12 protein-coding genes and 1 pseudogene are annotated in these 18353 nt (G+C 42.0%); 8 read left to right on the top strand and 5 right to left on the bottom strand.

Going from position 1 to position 18353, the window contains the following annotated elements; all coding sequences use genetic code 11:
- Window positions 1-52: 52 nt before the first annotated feature.
- From lipA to VB654_RS19745, 4 genes are all read left to right on the top strand, one after another.
- Window positions 53-937 (top strand): lipoyl synthase, encoded by an 885-nt coding sequence (lipA, locus tag VB654_RS19760; RefSeq protein ID WP_323215509.1) that lies wholly within the window; start codon window positions 53-55, stop codon window positions 935-937.
- Between the two features lie 75 nt (window positions 938-1012).
- The gene (locus VB654_RS19755; protein WP_323215508.1) at window positions 1013-1936 is read left to right on the top strand and encodes an NAD(P)H-dependent glycerol-3-phosphate dehydrogenase; all 924 of its coding nucleotides are present in this window, start codon (window positions 1013-1015) and stop codon (window positions 1934-1936) included.
- A gap of 637 nt (window positions 1937-2573) precedes the next feature.
- Window positions 2574-3824, top strand: coding sequence for an RNA polymerase sigma factor SigC (gene sigC / locus VB654_RS19750; RefSeq protein WP_323215507.1), 1251 nt, complete (start codon window positions 2574-2576; stop codon window positions 3822-3824).
- A gap of 326 nt (window positions 3825-4150) precedes the next feature.
- Window positions 4151-4606, top strand: coding sequence for a transcriptional repressor (locus tag VB654_RS19745; RefSeq protein WP_006197697.1), 456 nt, complete (start codon window positions 4151-4153; stop codon window positions 4604-4606).
- A gap of 54 nt (window positions 4607-4660) precedes the next feature.
- Here VB654_RS19745 and VB654_RS19740 read toward each other — a convergent pair whose 3' ends face one another.
- Both VB654_RS19740 and cobN read right to left on the bottom strand, forming a co-directional pair.
- Window positions 4661-5878: a peptidoglycan-binding protein gene (locus tag VB654_RS19740; protein WP_323215506.1), complete on the bottom strand. Its 1218-nt coding sequence runs from the start codon at window positions 5876-5878 to the stop codon at window positions 4661-4663.
- Window positions 5879-5896: 18 nt separating this feature from the next.
- Window positions 5897-9796: pseudogene (cobN, locus tag VB654_RS19735) on the bottom strand (cobaltochelatase subunit CobN).
- A gap of 74 nt (window positions 9797-9870) precedes the next feature.
- On the opposite strand from cobN, the gene VB654_RS19730 reads away from it, so the two are divergent.
- Window positions 9871-11727: a GAF domain-containing sensor histidine kinase gene (locus tag VB654_RS19730; RefSeq protein ID WP_323215505.1), complete on the top strand. Its 1857-nt coding sequence runs from the start codon at window positions 9871-9873 to the stop codon at window positions 11725-11727.
- A gap of 295 nt (window positions 11728-12022) precedes the next feature.
- Window positions 12023-13534: a hydroxysqualene dehydroxylase gene (locus VB654_RS19725; RefSeq protein ID WP_323215504.1), complete on the top strand. Its 1512-nt coding sequence runs from the start codon at window positions 12023-12025 to the stop codon at window positions 13532-13534.
- Between the two features lie 8 nt (window positions 13535-13542).
- Here VB654_RS19725 and VB654_RS19720 read toward each other — a convergent pair whose 3' ends face one another.
- Window positions 13543-14238 carry a Coq4 family protein gene (locus VB654_RS19720; protein ID WP_323215503.1) on the bottom strand — a complete coding sequence of 232 codons (696 nt, stop codon included), beginning with the start codon at window positions 14236-14238 and terminating at the stop codon, window positions 13543-13545.
- Window positions 14239-14639: 401 nt separating this feature from the next.
- Here VB654_RS19720 and VB654_RS19715 point away from each other — a divergent pair, with 401 nt between their 5' ends.
- Complete coding sequence (locus VB654_RS19715) at window positions 14640-15248, top strand: TetR/AcrR family transcriptional regulator (RefSeq protein ID WP_323215502.1); 609 nt, start codon at window positions 14640-14642, stop codon at window positions 15246-15248.
- 133 nt (window positions 15249-15381) lie between these two features.
- Here VB654_RS19715 and VB654_RS19710 read toward each other — a convergent pair whose 3' ends face one another.
- Together VB654_RS19710 and VB654_RS19705 are read right to left on the bottom strand one after the other, a co-directional pair.
- Entirely contained in the window at window positions 15382-15822 is a 441-nt protein-coding gene (locus VB654_RS19710; RefSeq protein WP_323215501.1) for a hypothetical protein, read from the bottom strand.
- 237 nt (window positions 15823-16059) lie between these two features.
- Window positions 16060-16938 carry a DUF72 domain-containing protein gene (locus tag VB654_RS19705; protein ID WP_323215511.1) on the bottom strand — a complete coding sequence of 293 codons (879 nt, stop codon included), beginning with the start codon at window positions 16936-16938 and terminating at the stop codon, window positions 16060-16062.
- A 618-nt stretch (window positions 16939-17556) separates the two neighbouring features.
- Between VB654_RS19705 and VB654_RS19700 the strand changes: the two genes are divergently transcribed.
- Window positions 17557-18228: a PEP-CTERM sorting domain-containing protein gene (locus VB654_RS19700; RefSeq protein ID WP_323215500.1), complete on the top strand. Its 672-nt coding sequence runs from the start codon at window positions 17557-17559 to the stop codon at window positions 18226-18228.
- Window positions 18229-18353: the final 125 nt, after the last annotated feature.

The raw sequence follows: 18353 nt of genomic DNA, 5'->3' as shown, positions 1-18353 counted from the left end.
TTAGAGCTTTGCTTGCTAGGATGAGATTTGTATAACTTCATAAGAGCAAATTGTGACTGTTAAACCAGACTGGTTGCGAGTAAAAGCACCTCAGTGGGAGCGTGTTGGTAACGTCAAAGAAATTTTACGGGATTTAGCACTCAATACAGTTTGCGAGGAAGCATCCTGTCCGAATATTGGTGAGTGCTTTCAAGCCGGAACTGCCACATTTTTGATTATGGGGCCTGCTTGTACCCGTGCCTGTCCTTACTGTGATATTGATTTTGAGAAAAAACCCCAACCTCTAGACCCCACAGAACCAGCGCGACTGGCTGAAGCTGTGCGCCGAATGAAACTCAATCACGTGGTGATTACTTCTGTAAACCGAGATGATTTGGCTGATGGTGGTGCTTCTCAGTTTGTGCAGTGTATTACCGCCGTGCGTAGCGTCTCACCCCAAACTACAATTGAGGTGCTAATTCCTGATTTGTGTGGTAATTGGCAGGCTTTGGAAATCATTTTACAAGCTGCACCAGAGGTACTTAACCACAACACAGAAACTATAGAGCGCTTATATCGTCGGGTACGTCCCCAAGGAAACTATCAGCGTACTCTGGAATTACTCAAGCGAGCGCGCCAAATAGCCCCTGGGGTATACACTAAATCAGGGATCATGGTCGGGCTAGGTGAAACTGATGCCGAAATTCGTCAAGTTATGCAAGACTTACGCTCTGTAGATTGTGACATTTTGACTATTGGCCAGTACCTCCAACCCAGTCAAAAACACTTGCAAGTTAATAACTTTATTACCCCAGAACAATTCACAGCTTGGCAGGTATTCGGTGAAGAAATTGGATTTTTACAAGTTGTTTCTTCACCCTTGACAAGAAGCTCATATCATGCAGAGCAAGTTAGGGAATTAATGCAACATCAGAGAGTGCTGAGTGCTGAGTGCTGAGTGGGGAGACGCGATAAATAGCGTCTGTACAAGAAAGTGATGAGTTATGAGTGTTTTTGAGTGGAAATGATAGCGGTGCAAGAAACTACCATAGCGATTCTGGGTGCAGGTGCTTGGGGTATAGCTTTAGCAGATTTGGCAAGTGCAAACGGCCATAAAGTGCGTGTGTGGTCACGGCGGGGAATAGCAAATCTGGAAGCAGTTCTACAAGATGCCCAAATCATCTTGTCGGCTATCTCAATGAAAGGGGTGAGTGATGTAGTCTCTCAAGTCCAGTCTCTCCCCCTTTCGCACAAAACAATTTTTGTCACAGCCACAAAAGGTTTAGATCCAAAAACTACCTGTACGCCTTCGCAAATTTGGCAAACAGCATTTCCTCATCATCCAGTAGTTGTTTTATCTGGGCCAAATTTATCAAAAGAAATTCAACAATCTTTACCAGCTGCAACAGTGGTGGCCAGCCATGATCATGCTGCGGCTGAATTTGTGCAAGCGGTTTTTTCTTCTCATTATTTTCGGGTATATACCAATCCTGATCCTCTGGGTGTGGAACTAGGGGGGACATTAAAAAATATAATTGCGATCGCAGCTGGTGTATGTGATGGTTTACATCTGGGAACTAATGCAAAAGCGGCTTTAGTCACCCGTGGACTCACAGAAATGGTTCGGATTGGCCAGAATTGGGGCGCAAAGACGGAAACATTTTATGGTTTATCAGGTCTAGGAGACTTGTTAGCAACTTGCAACAGTCCTTTGAGTCGTAATTACCAAGTTGGTTATCAAATGGCTCTGGGTCAAACGCTCACAGAAATTCTGGCAAACTTACCAGGAACAGCTGAAGGTGTCAACACTTGCCAAGTGTTAGTGCAACGAGCCAAGCACCACAACATCGCTATTCCCATCACCGAGCAAGTTTACCGCTTACTTCAAGGTGAAGTCACAACCCGACAAGCACTCTCAGAACTGATGCTCAGAGATACCAAGCCAGAGTACAACTAGTGAACCTTAATGGGGGCAATTTTATAGCGCTTTCTCCGTGTATACTAACTAATCTATGACAACCGATCACTTGTGGTTATTCCTCAATAATCCCTAGAAAAAAAAATAATAAATCGTCAGGATATTACTTTCATCCCATGTAGATATGACTATGCCAATGATAAACATGATTTTTACTGACTAATGTTTATACCAGTTACCAACGCGACCATAAATATTTATTTATCCAAGTCAAAATTTTAACTAGTAAAGCACGGGTTAATTAGGCATACCATTTCAAAAAGTTCAGAATTCCAAAATACCAGCCTTTTGACTTTTGACTTTTCACCCCTTTGGGGTTCGCCAGTCCCTCACGGGGAAAACCCCCAAGACCGCGCTGGCTCACTTTTGACTTCACGGCGGTGCTAGGTACTGTGTAATCTAAAGCCTAGATATAAATTTGAATAGCTATTGGTTCAATTCAAGCACTTAACCGATACAGTTCGGTATTAGTGTGGGGATATTTCAGTATGTTTTCTTAAAGAATAATTACTGAAAACCTCAACCGTGTTAGTTCATCTTGAATCACGGGAACAATAGCAACAGTTAATTAGCTGACCGTAATCTATTGTTACCTGGAGCCATTGAGACGATCCTTATGCCAGCAACATCTTTTTACGCAGATGCGGCCTCCAACATCAAAAAGTCCCGCCAGGCTTTGGATGAAGAACTCATTATCGATGATGGTGAATTGTCGGCAGATGATATCCAAGAGTTGGAAGTAGCTGCTGTTGATCCTGCTAACTTTGCAGCCAACACTAATCGTCGGAGTACAGACTTAGTACGTCTATATCTTCAGGAAATTGGGCGAGTTCGGCTTTTAGGGCGCGACGAAGAAGTTTCCGAAGCACAAAAAGTCCAACGCTATTTGCGGATGCGGACTGTACTTGCCGATGCTGCAAAGCAAGGAGATGAGGTCGTTGCACCATTTCTCCTGTTAGTTCAAGTTCAAGAGCGTCTAACATCTGAACTCGGACATCGCCCTTCTTTAGAAAGGTGGGCCACCACTGCTGGTATAGAGTTGGCGGATCTCAAACCCACTTTAGCAAATGGTAAGCGTCGTTGGGCAGAAATTGCTAAATTAACGGTCGAAGAACTGGAGCAAGTACAGGCTCAAGGACTTCACGCCAAAGAACACATGATCAAGGCAAATTTGCGCTTGGTGGTGTCCGTTGCTAAGAAATATCAAAATCGTGGTTTAGAATTATTAGATTTAGTTCAAGAAGGAACTTTAGGCTTAGAACGAGCCGTAGAAAAATTTGACCCGACTAAGGGATATCGCTTTAGTACTTATGCTTATTGGTGGATTCGTCAGGGAATTACGCGAGCGATCGCAACTTCTAGTCGCACAATTCGCTTACCTGTGCATATTACAGAAAAGCTGAATAAAATTAAAAAGGCTCAACGCAAAATTGCTCAAGAAAAAGGTCGCACTCCTACCTTAGAAGATTTAGCAGTTGAGTTAGAAATGACACCAGCAGCAGTGCGGGAAGTATTGCTCAGAGTACCGCGTTCTGTTTCTTTAGAAACCAAAGTTGGTAAAGATAAAGACACTGAATTAGGGGAATTACTGGAAACAGACTCCGTAACTCCAGAAGAGATGTTAATGCGAGAATCTTTACAAAAAGACTTGCATAGCCTGTTGGCAGATTTAACTAGTCGTGAGCGTGATGTAATTCTCATGCGCTTTGGTTTGTCCGACGGTCATCCCTACTCCTTAGCCGAAATTGGCCGCGCTCTTGATTTGTCAAGAGAAAGAGTCCGTCAAATCGAATCTAAAGCTTTACAAAAGCTCCGCCAACCCAAACGACGCAACCTAATCCGCGACTATTTAGAATCTCTGAGTTAGTCATGAATCGGTTGTTATTGGCATTTGACAGTTTCAAGTTAAACAAAATATCTAAGAGGTTTATTAAATCTCTTAGGTATTCGGTTGTCAAACTAAGAATTTTAAATCTTTAAGGTTTGCTTTCTGAAATTAAACCAGTATAGCCCTGTTCCCTGCCTCCACAACAAAACTTTTATACGCTACGCGAACAGCAAACCCTACTTAATCGATATTGAAGAATTGTTCTAAATTATTTAGTAAAACTTCGCAATAAGACATGATTGTTGCAAATTGCCCCAAAAATTTGTTATATTCTCAACTAATAGGCTTTGTTGAGAAAAATTAGTATGACTGTTTACACATCTACTTCACTCAAGGCAGAACTGAATGATCGCGGTTGGCGTTTAACTCCCCAGCGCGAAACAATTCTACACATTTTTCAAGAACTTCCACAAGGTGAACATCTCAGTGCGGAGGATCTTTATCATCGACTAGAAAGTGATGGGGAAGGCATCAGTCTTTCCACGATCTATCGGACGTTGAAATTGATGGCACGGATGGGGATTTTACGGGAATTAGAGCTAGGAGAAGGACATAAACATTATGAAATTAACCAGCCCTACCCCCATCATCACCACCATTTAATTTGTGTTAAATGTAACTCAACTATCGAGTTTAAAAACGACTCGATTTTAAAGATAGGTGCAAAAACTGCTCAAAAAGAAGGGTTTCACCTGCTGGACTGTCAAATGACAATCCACGCAGTATGTCCTAAGTGTCAACGGGCGCTAATGCCTTTGTAGTGAGTGCTGAGTGCTGAGTGCTGAGTAGAAACTCGTGCAATATCTCTAGCGGATTCAAAAACGTCCGCTTCTGATATCTCTAAGACTGATGCCGTAAAATTCTTGGGCTTGTTTAATGGCTTTTTTGGTATCATCTGCCATCACACCGTTGAGATTGCCTTTATAGAAACCCTTGTCTCGTAGTCGCCTTTGGATTTCCAGAACACTAAATTCACCTTGGGAAGCAGTACCAATTACGCTATGTAACTTAGCTCTAGTGGTGGGACCAGCGATACCACTGGCAGCTAAGTAATTAGCTACTTGAAACCGACGCACAGCATCCGCAGTATAGGAACCAAAGTATCCATTTGGTGTTCCATTCAGATATCCGGCTTGGATCAACTGTTGTTGAAGTAGTCTGACTGCTTCGCCCCGATGCCCCATAGTGAGATTTTCTGTATTAACAGTCTGTGTGAGAGGAGTTTCTGCTCCGCCAACACCAACAGGTGGCAATTTGCTTGCTGTTGCTGGGCCGACAATGCCATCAACTTCTAAGTTATGAGCTTTTTGGAACTTCTGGACGGCTTCTTCAGTAATGGGGCCAAATATCCCTGTGGCGTTACCGGAATAGAAACCTGCAACTCGCAATTGTTCTTGTAAAAGCTTAACTTCCTCCCCCTCATTGCCTTTCATCAGCAGGTTAGAAACGCGGCGTGTAGTTTGAGTTTCCACAGCGCTAATTGTTGTAGTTGAGATATTGGCAGTGGTGGCTCTGGGAGGTGGTGAATTGCTAGTATTAATTGTTTCAAATGGTGTACTGGCAGTAGTGAGGGCTGGCAGTGGGAGATAGCTAGTATTAATTGTAGAAACTGGTGTACTTGCATAACTGGATTGTTGTATCTGCCAGGTTTCTAATTTTTGCCGTGTCCTGACTCCCACAATCCCGTCAACTGCTAAACCATGAGCTTGTTGAAAGCGGCGCACAGCATCTTCTGTAGGGAAATCATAGACTTCTGTGATCTCAGATCGATAAAAACCAGCTTGTTGTAACTGTTCTTGAAGATTCCGCACAGAAGGGCCTTGATCACCTCGTTCTAATGCCAAAACGCTGCTGACCGAACTCAGAATAGACAAGGCGATCGCTAGGGGTAACAAATGCTTCCAAGCTTTACTAGAAAAGCGTTTCCAGTCTGGTGCAGATGCTGTATTTAATAAAGCACTGAGGGATACCAGTTCACTGGATGTGTTGTTTTCATAGGCATCAGCTAAATGAAAATAAGCTAGGTTGTCCATATCTGTTTCCTACACCAATTATTTTTCTTCGATAGTCGCTTCCGCTTGATGTACTAGATTTCGCAAATTTTCTAATGTCTGTATATTTACATCCTGCCATAAATTACGCTGGTGTGCTTCAAGTAATTTTTCAGCAATATCACGCAGAGCATAAGGATTTTTATCTTGGATAAATTCACAGACAACAGGATCTTCTAAATACGCTTGTGTTACACCCTCATACATATAATCTTCCACACATTGGGCTGTAGCATCGTAAGCAAAGAGATAATCGACTGTGGCGGCCATTTCAAATGCACCTTTGTAACCGTGGCGCATCATTCCTTCAATCCATTTGGGGTTAACGACACGAGAACGATACACCCGTGCAATTTCTGATTTAAGTTCACGAACCCTTGGTTGGTCTGGATGAGAATTATCACCAAAATAGGTTTGAGGATTTTTCCCCTGGAGTGATCTGACTGCGGCCGTTAAACCACCTTGAAACTGATAATAATCATCAGAATCGAGGATATCGTGTTCTCGATTATCTTGGTTGTGTAACACAACTTGCATTTGTGCTAAACGTTGCTTAAAGGCTTCTGGGGCAGAAATTCCCACTAATTCCCCTTTGGCATCAGGGGAACTAGCGCTGGTGTAAGCATAGCAACTCCAATTGATATAAGCACGAGCTAAATCCTGCTCATCTGTCCAATTTTGCGAAGCCATTAATCCTTGGAGTCCCGCACCATAAGCACCCGGTTGAGAACCAAAAATCCGGTATTGCGATCGCGCTGTGGCTGCTTCTGGAGTCAAACCTTGTTCTATCCAAAAATCAGTATCTTGGTTAACTTGTGCCGCTAAGGGATTATACTCTGAAGATTCATTCAGTGCTGCTACTCCTGCTACAGCTTGCTCAAATAAATCAATTAAATTGGGGAAAGCGTCTCTGAAAAATCCCGAAATTCTTAAAGTCACATCGACACGAGGACGACCCAATATACTCAGAGGTAGAATTTCAAAGTCTACAACGCGCCGGGCGGCACCATCCCACACAGGACGTACACCGAGTAAAGCTAAAGCCTCGGCGATGTCATCACCACCAGTCCGCATAGTTGCAGTTCCCCACAACGATAAACCCAATGTTTGGGGATATTCACCGTTTTCTTGGGTATAGCATTCAATCAAGTTTTCCGCCGCTTTTCTGCCGACATCCCAAGCGGTTTCTGTAGGAATAGCCCGAATATCAACGGAATAAAAGTTTCTCCCAGTGGGTAGGACTTCTGGACGGCCGCGTGTAGGTGCGCCAGATGGGGCGCTGGGAATGTATTTACCGTCAAGTCCGTGCAGTAAGTTGGTAATTTCTGCATCGGTTTGTTGTAAAGCCGGGAGGAGTTTGTTGTTGATCCAGTTGAGAGTCGGGGCTAGTTGAGTAATATCTGTGGGATGGGCATCCTGCCCGCCTTCTTCGTGGAATGATATCTGTAAACCCGTCCCTACTGGGGATTGGGAAGTGAGGAGTTGTTCTACTAATTGGGCTGCGTGTGTTTCCAGGATTTCTACTGCATCTCCGACTGTGCGACAGGAGTCTGGAGTTTTGGTTGCTAACACCTGCCGATCCTCTGCTGATAATTGGGTGTTGAAATCTGTGGTCAGGGGGTCAAAGTCTAAATCCCAATCTGTAGCTATAGCACGGGTAATACCTTCAGAATAGCGGTTGGGGATACGGGCGATCGCCACAATTAAATCTCGCAGTTGTCGCCCTTGGGGACATTGACCAAAAATGTGTAAACCATCGCGTATTTGGGCTTCTTTCAATTCACAAAGATAGCCACCAATGAAATTTAAAATCACAGATTCAAACTTTAAAATATCCGTTTCATTGGCAATCCCTAAATCTTTGTGAAGATTCTCTTGGATCACTAATTCCCGAATGCGATCGCGAATTGCTGGTAAACGGCTAGGATCTAAACTTTCCGCCTCGTAATATTCATCAACTAAATTTTCTAACTGTTGCAAAGTCCCATAAAGTTCCGCCCTTGTCATCGGGGGAGTGAGATGATCTAAAATCACCGCTTGGGCGCGTCGCTTGGCTTGTGAACCCTCACCAGGGTCATTAACAATAAACGGATAAAGGTGGGGAAGTGCGCCAAAAGCCACTTCCGGATAACAACTACTAGATAAAGCCACACTTTTACCCGGTAGCCATTCTAAATTGCCATGTTTCCCCACATGAATCACCGCATCAGCATTAAAACATTCCCGCACCCAATGATAAAAAGCCAAATAATCATGAGTCGGCACTAAATCCGGTGCATGATAATTCAAACTAGGGTCAATATCATAGCCCCGTGAAGGCTGAATCCCCACAAATATGTTACCCAGTTGCATACCAGAAACAGGGAAGGAAGAGGCAGGGGGCAGGGGGCAGGGGGAAGGAAGAGAGTTCTGAGTTTTTAAATGCTGCTCCCCATCTCTCAGTAATTTCTTGCTGTACAGTTATCGGTAAAGTGGCGAAATACCCTTGATAATCTGCACCTGAAAGGCTTTGCAGCACAGGCCGCAACTCTCTACCTTCAGGATCATTCGTTACCCCAGTGGTGAGACGTTGAATTAATTCATCCCCGTGGATGGGGGGATTATTCACCACATAACCAGCCGACTGTAAAGCTTTAATGATTTCCACACAACTGGCTGGCGTGTCCAATCCTACGCCATTGGCTAACCTGCCATCTCGATTGGGGTAATTTGCCAAAATCAGGGCAATGCGGCGCTCCTGGGGTGGCTTAGAGCGGAGTTTTATCCAATTGGCTGCTAGTTCAGCTACAAACTCAATGCGATCGCTCACTGGTTCATAAACCATCACATCTGTTTCTAAGTCAGGGTTGCGCGTTTGTACAGTCTTAAAGGACACAGCGCGAGTAATAATCCGTCCGTCTACCTCTGGTAACGCCACATTCATCGCCATATCACGGGGAGAAAGTCCTTGTAATTGTGACTCCCACTGTTCTACACCACCGCCACTGAGGATAACTTGGAACACCGGCACATCTAATTTTTGCCACAAATCAAGTTGCGGTGCTTCTGTTTCCAAACGCGCCAGAGAAAAACTCGTAGTATTGAGCAATACGCCAATTGGATCTGCATCTTTTGGTTGGAAAAACTCACTCAATTCTGCTTGAACATCAGGATCACGTAATGACGAAACAAACACTGGCACAGGTTGTAAATTACGCTTGATTAAAGCAGTACACAAAGCATCAATTACCTTCGTATTCCCAGATAAATAATGCGCGCGGTAAAAAAGAATGCCAACTTTAGGTGATGAGGATAATGAGCCAGAAACATCGCAGGGTAAGCTCAAACTGTTCCCCCCTGCCCCCTGCCCCCCTGCCTCTTATACAAGCCAACACGGGGAACCCCTTGCGGTGGTAAGGGTTGAAAGGAAGTATTTAGGCAAGTATCAGAGATAAATTGCAAAGCGTTAACAATGTTTTCCACTCCACCTTCTCTGAAATATTGTAAAACTTGATTAACAGCACTTAAAGGTAAAGTAGATTGGGAAATTAATTCAGGATCAAGACCATCATCTCCAGGCATTACAATAAGAGTTGTCCCTTGACGTTGTACAATTTCTTGCACTACTTCTAAACCATAAGCCCAATAAGAACGTCCTCCTAACAGGCGTAAAATAATTACTTGGGCAGATTCTAAAACGTCCTCGCCATAGGAATCTATACTTATTTGTTGTTGTAACTGCAACAAACTGGCAACTCTGATGGCGGGAAATGTTCCAGGTAATTTCGGGACGGCTGCTGCTAAAGTTTGAATGTCAGTATCAGCAGCAGTAATAAAGACAAAAGGAGCCGGATTTTGTTCTAAAAAAACTAAACCTTCTGATTGATTCCATCCGCCCGGTGTGGCACTGATCCGATGCATAATTTTGAATTACCGCTTTAAACTGTTGGTTAGAAAACATTAGCATTGAGCAACTTATTACCAGACCATTAAAAATGCTTAGTTCTCCTGATTTGAGTTTTTCTCGAAACTTGCCTGTAGTTGTATTTAATCAGCTTGGGGAATTGTTACAACAGATGGCTCAAGTAGTAGGAACTACTGCACTGGTACTCACAGAAGCTGTATTGGCAAGGGTTGATATCCCGGTGGAGTGGCAGAGTCAAAGATTTACGCTGGTGATTTCTGAGCAGTTTAGCGCACTTTTGCTAGGGATGCAGAAGCAGGAGGAAGGAGAAAAATATCCAGTATTTCATGCTAGTTTGACATTTAATTCCACCGCGATCGCTTTGTTTGTCTCTCAGGTAAAAGACTTGTTTGAGAGTGATTCTTGTACTCATCAAAATCTAGAACGCTATCGTCAGGCTCTCAAACCGAATGATCCTCAAATCCAAACTAAATTTACGCTGTTGTTATTAGAGTATCTCTTACCACAGCCAAATGAGGAAATTACAGAATCTCAAGTTTATGACTGTCAGCCTGTAGAAGATGCCTTAAAAAACAGAATGCAGCGAGAGCGACTGTTAAATCAGGTGACAACCCAGATTCGCCAAAGCTTAGAATTGCCTGTAATTATGACGACAGCAATTACTCTAGTCCGGGAGTTTTTGGAACTAGATAGATTAGTAGTATATAAATTTGGTCTTCCCAGAGTCAATAGCCAACAAAACCCACCCCAACCCCTTGCAGGTTGTGTGATCCACGAAGCCCGCGCTCAAAATACCATTCCATCGGTGTTGTATTATCAAGAAGAAACTTGTTTAAACCGGAATTCAACCTGCTGGGAAAAATATCGTCAAGGATTTACTTTAGTTGTTGATGATATCGAAAAGACTTATGCTCTGGAAGAGTGTTTGTTGAATTTTTTAAGAAATAACCAAGTTAGAGCCAAGTTAGTCACACCAATCATATTTGAGCAAAAACTGTGGGGATTGCTGATTGCTCATCAATGTCACACTGCACGACAATGGAATGAGCAGGAAAAAAGTTTACTAACTTCCATCGCGGAACAATTAGCGATCGCAATTCATCAATCTGAGTTAATGCAATCTCTACAAGAAGTTACCTGCACACTCACCACAGAAAAACAAACTCTGGAAAAACGCGTCATTGAACGGACAATGGCTTTACGGGAGGCTTTACTGGCGGCTGAAGCTGCTAGCCGGCTGAGAAATGAATTTCTCGCTACCATCAGCCATGAATTGCTTACGCCTTTAACTTACGTGATTGGAATGTCTTCTACCTTATTACGTTGGCCTTTGGGCGAATTGAGTCAACGCCAACGCGATTACCTACAAACAATCCACGACAGTGGAGAACATTTATTAGAACTAATTAATGACATCCTCGATTTATCACAAATTGAAGCAGGGAAAACCGTATTAAATATTACAGCATTTTCTTTAACAGAAACCGCTAGAAGTTCCCTAGAGTCCCTATTTAAAAAAGCCAACAGCAAACAAATCAATCTCCAACTAGATTTGCAAATTGACCCCCAACGCGATCGCTTTATTGCCGATGTGGGACGAGTAGGACAAATTCTGTGGAATCTGTTAACTAATGCCATTAAGTTTACCCCAGAAGGTGGCAATGTCATCTTGCGGATTTGGTTAGAAGATAATACTGCCATCTTTCAAGTCGAAGATACTGGAATTGGCATTCCCGAAGCACAATTACCACTCCTGTTTGAAAAATTTCAGCAACTCGATACACCCTATCGCCGCAGCTACGAAGGTACGGGACTCGGTTTAGCTTTGACTAAACAACTTGTAGAACTGCATCGGGGTCGAATTGAAGTAGAATCTACTGTAGCTATTGGTTCAGTTTTCACTGTATGGATACCAGCCCAACGTTGAGTGCCTTTCTGAGTGCTGAGTGCTGAGTGCTGAGTGCTGAGTGCTGAGTGGTTGAAAATCCGAAATCTAAAATTCTGAGTGCTGGGTGCTGAGTGGTTGAAAATCCGAAATCTAAAATTCTCAAGCCCCTAGTACCGGAAAGCGGAAGTCAAAATTCAAAATTTAAAAAGCCTATTATATGAGTTTTTCATTGATTTTGAATGGTTTGTTTATTTACGCCGACTTGTACTAGATTTATCTGTGGGTCGAATCAAAATCTAAAATCTAAAATCTAAAATCTAAAATCTAAAATTTTATGACAGTTGGGTTGCAAGCAAAACGGGTGGTAGTTGTTGGTGCTGGTTGGGCTGGTTTAGGTGCAACCTACCATTTAGCCAAACAAGGGTATGATGTCACACTTCTAGAAGCTGGTTCCTACCCTGGTGGATTAGTCGCCGGCTGGAAAACCACAGAGGGAAAATCTGTAGAAGCTGGAATTCATGGCTTTTGGTATCCTTACAGAAATATTTTTTCCCTAATTAATGAATTAGAAATTAATCCCTTTACAACCTGGACTCGTTCCGCCCAATATTCACCGGCTGGGTTGGAAGTTGAATCACCAATTTTTCAAGATTTACCACGACTGCCTTCGCCTCTAGGTACTTTTGTTTACACTCAGTTTCAGCGATTACCATTAATCGACCGGATGAGCGCTTTGCCTTTGCTTTATTCTGTGGTGGATTTTGACAATTCTGATGAGGCTTGGCGGCGTTATGATTTTGTCACAGCCCGTGAATTATTTAAGGATTTTGGCGTTTCCGCTAGACTTTACAAAGAAGCCTTTGAACCAATGTTATTAGTGGGCTTATTTGCCCCAGGGGAACAATGTTCAGCCGCCGCTACATTAGGAATGCTGTACTTTTTTATTCTGGCGCATCAAGCTGATTTTGATGTGGTTTGGTGTCGGGGAACCGTGGGGGAAAAAATATTTCGTCCTTGGGTGGAAAAAATTGCCAAAGCTGGTGCGAAAGTCTTACCTCAACGCCGAGTAACTGACTTAATTGTGGATGGACAAAATCAAGCCAAGGGTGTGGTTTGCGGTGATGAAGTATTTGATGCTGATGCGGTAATTTTTGCCGTTGGTGTGACTGGGATGCAGAAAATTGTTGCCAATAGTCCCAGTTTACAAAGCCGGGAAGAGTTCCGCAATTTAAGTAATTTAGGCGCAATTGACGTTTTAGCTACCCGTTTATGGTTTGACCGCAAAATTGAGGTTCCTCGTCCTTCTAATGCTTGCTTTGGCTTTGATGCCACCACAGGATGGACATTTTTTGATTTAAATTCTCTCCATGATGAGTATAAAAATGAGCCAGGAACGGTGATTGAAGTTGATTTTTATCATGCCAATCAGTTCTTAAATATGAATGACTCAGATATCATTACTAAAGTCAAAGATTATTTAACAACTTGTGTCCCAGCTTTTGGAGAGGCTGAAGTCATAGATAGTAGTGTAATTCGTTTACCCAATGCAGTGACTCACTTTGCCCCTGGCAGCTATCGTTATATGTTGCCGGCTAAGACCAGTTTTGAGAATGTCTTTATGAGTGGTGATTGGATTGTTAATCGTCACGGTTCTTGGTCCCAGGAAAAGGCTTATGTCACAGGTTTAGAAGCGGCAAATTTAGCGATTTCCTATTTAGGTCAGGGTCAGGCTGCTGGGATTATACCTGTAGAAGAGGATGAAGCGCACATTCAAATGGCGCGATCGCTCAATCAAACTGTGCGCGACTTGGGTAAATCTGTCTTACCTGATTTTTGGTTGCCTTGATAGACCTGTTAAAGAGGTTGGATGTTTAACTCCACCTGCCATTGTGTCAGAGGCTTATCCCATGCCTCTTCCCACTTTTGAGCAAACAAAGACTTAGCTGTTTTACCCATTTGTAATCCCTGCGCGATCGCTTCGAGCAATTTTGGCAACTCTTCAGGGGTAAGTAGGGTACTATTCATCAAACTATTCGCTACTAACATTGTGGCCAGAGGATAGGGAAACTGAGGCAAATGAAACGCTTGTAAGCCAATTTCACTGATTGGCGATGTATCAAATCCCGTCACAATATGCCAGATATCGTGAGTTTGACTCAGCCGTAGTTCCACATACTTAGCATCAGTTTCGTCCGTCATATCTGCATGGAGATTAGGGTCAAATCCCTTTTTTTTCATAGTGGTGGCATAAATGTACCCCAAGGAATTCTGAGGATAGGTAAGTAATTTGTCCAAATCATGAACAGGGGGAATATAGCGGGAGCAAATCAGTCCGGCACAAGCAGGATCGCGTTGCAAATGTTGCGCCGCTAAAGCAAACGCAGGGGTTTGCACTAATCCATAGCTCATTTCGTCTACTGATTCTAGATTGTATTCACCCGTCAGCATGGAAAAAAAAGATTTGAAAATTAGCAACATTTGAAAATGTATTTGCTGTTGCGTTTGTGCTTCAGGTGATTGCTCAACCTTTAATGTATCTATCAAATTCATAGAAAAACCTCAGAAAATTACCACAATAAATCATTGATGAATCCGTAAACACCTGCAAAATCAATCTTGCTCATTGCACTCATATAACGAATCTTTGCGTTATTTCGCTGAATATTTGATGCAAAAATCATACTTAACGGTGCAATTACCAAAGTTATCCACGGTGAAAATTTACAGCACCAAAATCGAAACCCCATAGATATTGACTTGATTCCGCCAGAGCAAGATGAATTGAGTGACTGGGTAAGGTCAGCAAATCCTGGCTCATTGCAATTTTCCATGACAGGCTAAGTTATGATATGAGTATAGCTCATGTTTTTAATAATATGACTATTACTCATATTTTGGCAAGTAGAAATATGAGAACAACTCATGTATTTTGGGAAGGATGGATAAATTAAATGGGAATGAGGCGGAAGCCGCTACAGGCTCGTAGTCAGGAACGAGTTAATCGGATTTTGGATGTGGCGACAGATATGTTTATTACAGACGGTTACAATGCTACTACAACGAATGCGATCGCTACTCGTGCTAGAGTGCCGATTGGGTCGCTTTATCAGTTTTTTCCAGACAAGTCAGCTATTATGCAAGCGTTAGCCATGCGCTATGGGGAAATGCTTCGTCAGGAGTTGAAAGCACTCGATAACATGGAACTAGCAAAGCTTCCCTTATCTGCTTACGTAGACCAGTTAATTGAGACAACAGAGCAATTTTACGCAAAATATCCCGGCTACTACACCATTTTTATGGAAGTGCAGGGAACAATACCAGAATTGGCGAAAATAGAAGATGCTACCGATACTGAACTCATTCAGGATTTAGCAACGTCCTTAGCTCAACGTGATGCCAGATTAGAACCTGCGGATTATCAAGCTATTTCCTATGTTCTAGTCAAAACAGTTGGTGTTCTCTTGTGGCTATCCTTCAGTCAAGAGAACGAGTTTCGGCAACGAGTGGTGGCAGAAACAAAACGATTTACCTTAAGCTATCTACAAAGCTATTTTCCATAAATCTAGTACAGCACGGCGTAAATAAATCCATTATTTCCAGTTAATCAAAAGATTATAGAACAAGTTTTTTTACTTTCGCCCTTGCCGTACTAGGGGATGATTGCAGGAGCAACAAAGGCATCTAATTTGAGATTTAATTTGCTCTTTGCCGCATATATTGCCCACTCAGTCCTTGTTGTATCCAATTCAAGCACTCATATTCAGACTTGAATAATTTGGGGGCAGCAATATTATTCAACAGTTCTGGGGGATAATGGTCATAAAAATATTTATCCCCCTCTTGAAAGACGATAATCAAGTTATTAGCGTATACGTAGCGAGATTTAAAACTATCTCCTTGATTGACAAACTCGGAATTTTGGTCAATATGTTCTTTAGCAATATCAACAATATTATTGATGCTATTGCCATAGATTTCGGCTGGATTCTCGGCTTTATGGAATTTGCTTCCACGTCCAATTTCTGACAAGAGTTTATACGAATAAATTTCGTAATTATCTGCTTTGCCAAAAACAAATGGGATGATGAGATATCCTTGATATGAAACTGATTTTTCATAAATAAGACGACTCATCTGAACCTCCTTTAATATAACTGCTGATTTCACCACAATCGCTTCAATTACACCTCAACATTCAATATCTTTGGGTAATTAAATTTAGGCGTTGTAGTTCACCTCTTGCTATTTTTGCAAAGAGGGGTGTTACCCCTTTTTTTGATTAGGGGGGAGTGTGTCGAATTTGGTCAAAAAATCATTGTAATAACCATTATTACTCTTTTTCAAATAAGAGTAAATAATATTTTTTCCAACCTACCATAAACTCAGTTGGTTGGGAGGATAATCAAGATGATTCCAAGGGAGAGGGGGAATTGTTGTGCAATTTTGTTCTAATAGCTTTTGGAAGTAACGCGCTATTCCAGGCGATCGCCAAAGGCGGGGCTTTGCCCAGCGCTCTTCTAGAGGACAATGAACAAAGAAATAAATTCGTTTTCCCGCCTGTAACCACTGCTGAATTTGTGTCACCCACTCTTCCATAAAAGGCTGATTTGTAGATAAATTTGGGTGAGAAATAAACCGAATCAGAATGAAAGGGGCTGTTACACTAAATTGCAATGGCAATTGGGGTTTACGCCGTTCTGAATTTAATTGTGGATCGTCTCCTCCAGTGTAGATCGGGCGGGAGTCTAACAACACTCTGCCCACACCTAACTTTTCCAAAAGATTGGTCAAAATACTCGCATGGGGTTCATTAAACCAGTCACGATGTCTAACTTCCAAAGCTAAGGGTGCTTCTGTGTGCGGCCAAACCTGCAAAAAAGCCGTCAAATCATCAATGTATGCTGGGCTATAACTAGGGGGTAATTGGGCAAATATAGGGACAAGATGCTTACCTAGAGGGCGAGTCACTTCCAGAAATTTTAAAGCACTGGGTATAAAGGGTTGCAGTAAACCTTTATGAGTGATATCTCGTGGTAATTTGAGGCAAAATTCAAAATCTGGTGGTACTTCATTCGCCCAACGAGCGATGGTTTCTTGGTTCGGCACAGCATAAAATGTAGTGTTACCTTCTACAGTGGTGAAGCGACGGCTGTAGAGGTAGAGAAATTCCGTAGCACGAGAACCTTGGGGATAGAGTTCATCTATCCAAAGGAATAATTCAAGGTTTGTAGTCAGGACTTTAGTCCTGATTTGAGGGCTGAAGCCCTCACTACGAAACAATCTCAATATTTTTTACATTACTTAATGTACTTTGATTTATTCTCGCCCACTTACTTAGAATTCCTTGAAAGTCTTATATTCACTACCATGAAATGCAATCACTATTGCCATCATTTCTGATATGTGCATCCTTTGTTGAAAAATGAGGAATTTACATAGTGTATTCATCCATATCATCGATGTGGGTTAAACTGCTGAAAGCAAAATAGGGGCGGGTTTTTAGATATCATCATCATTAACTTTGATTACCCTGTAATAGACTAAAAATTTTTCAATAATTTCTCTCTAGTATTTTTTGGGTTTAGTCAAATACACCATATATTTTCTGTCTCTCTCTGGCAGATGAATCAAAAAATAGCCAATTTTACGGATAACTTTATTTTTTGCTAAAACAAGAAATACAATTTATTTTGATATCCAGTATATATTTCTTGATTAAGATATTTTTTTATTCACTTTTTTTCTCCTCTTTATATTCAAATATGGAAATACATTCTTTTGGTAAAGATTCCCGTCAGCTACTACACAAAAAGGATTTGGAAATGCCAAATTGTTTTTGTTGTCATCCATCATTTTTTACATAAATCAATGTCTATCTCACAAAAAGTATCATTGGCTTTATTGGGAACCTCTATTGTTTTTATGAGTGCTAACCCAGCTAGCGCTATTAGTTTGACTAAGGGAGGTTCCACCCTAGTGTCTGGAGAAGGTCAATATACTAACATTCAAGGAGCTACAACCATTAACTTCAATGATGGCGTAGCACCATCTTCTGGATTGGTCACTTACTCTGCAAACACTCAAATTGTTCAAGGAAATAAATCTGGTGAATATGCTACTCCCTTCGGAAATACCAGTAAATATTTGACAGTTTCCCCTAATACTGGTAATGTGACCATTAATTTTGCTGCGGCTCTTGATTATTTTGGTTTCTATTGGGGATCAATAGACACATACAATTTTGTAGATGTTTACAGCGGAGGTTCTCTCATCAAAACCTTTAGTGGTGCAGATGTTCCTGGTGCGCCAGCTAATGGTGAACAAAGTGGCAATGTGAATAATGTCTACGTTAATTTGTTGGGTGGTCAAGGAGAAACGTTTGACAAGGTAGTGTTCCGCTCAACCGGTTTTGCATTTGAAAACGATAATCATAGCTACAGATTAGCTACCGTTCCTGAACCAACTACTATCTTAGGTTTATTAGCTTTTGGTGCTTTAGGTGGTGGGTCATTGCTCAAACGAAAATCCAAAATGGCTTAGAATATCAATTTGAAACTTAGGAATTTGAGTATGGCCCTCGAATTGAATTCGGGGGCTTTTAGGGTTTAACTAGGGCTTGCTGTTCGCGTAGCGTGCCGTTAGGCATAAAAGTTTTGTCGTGGAGG

Origin of the sequence: Nodularia sp. UHCC 0506 (genome assembly GCF_034931045.1) — a bacterium.
Classification (GTDB): domain Bacteria; phylum Cyanobacteriota; class Cyanobacteriia; order Cyanobacteriales; family Nostocaceae; genus Nodularia.
The sequence above is the reverse complement of the archived record's forward strand: the minus strand, read 5'-3'. Positions and strand labels throughout refer to the sequence as shown.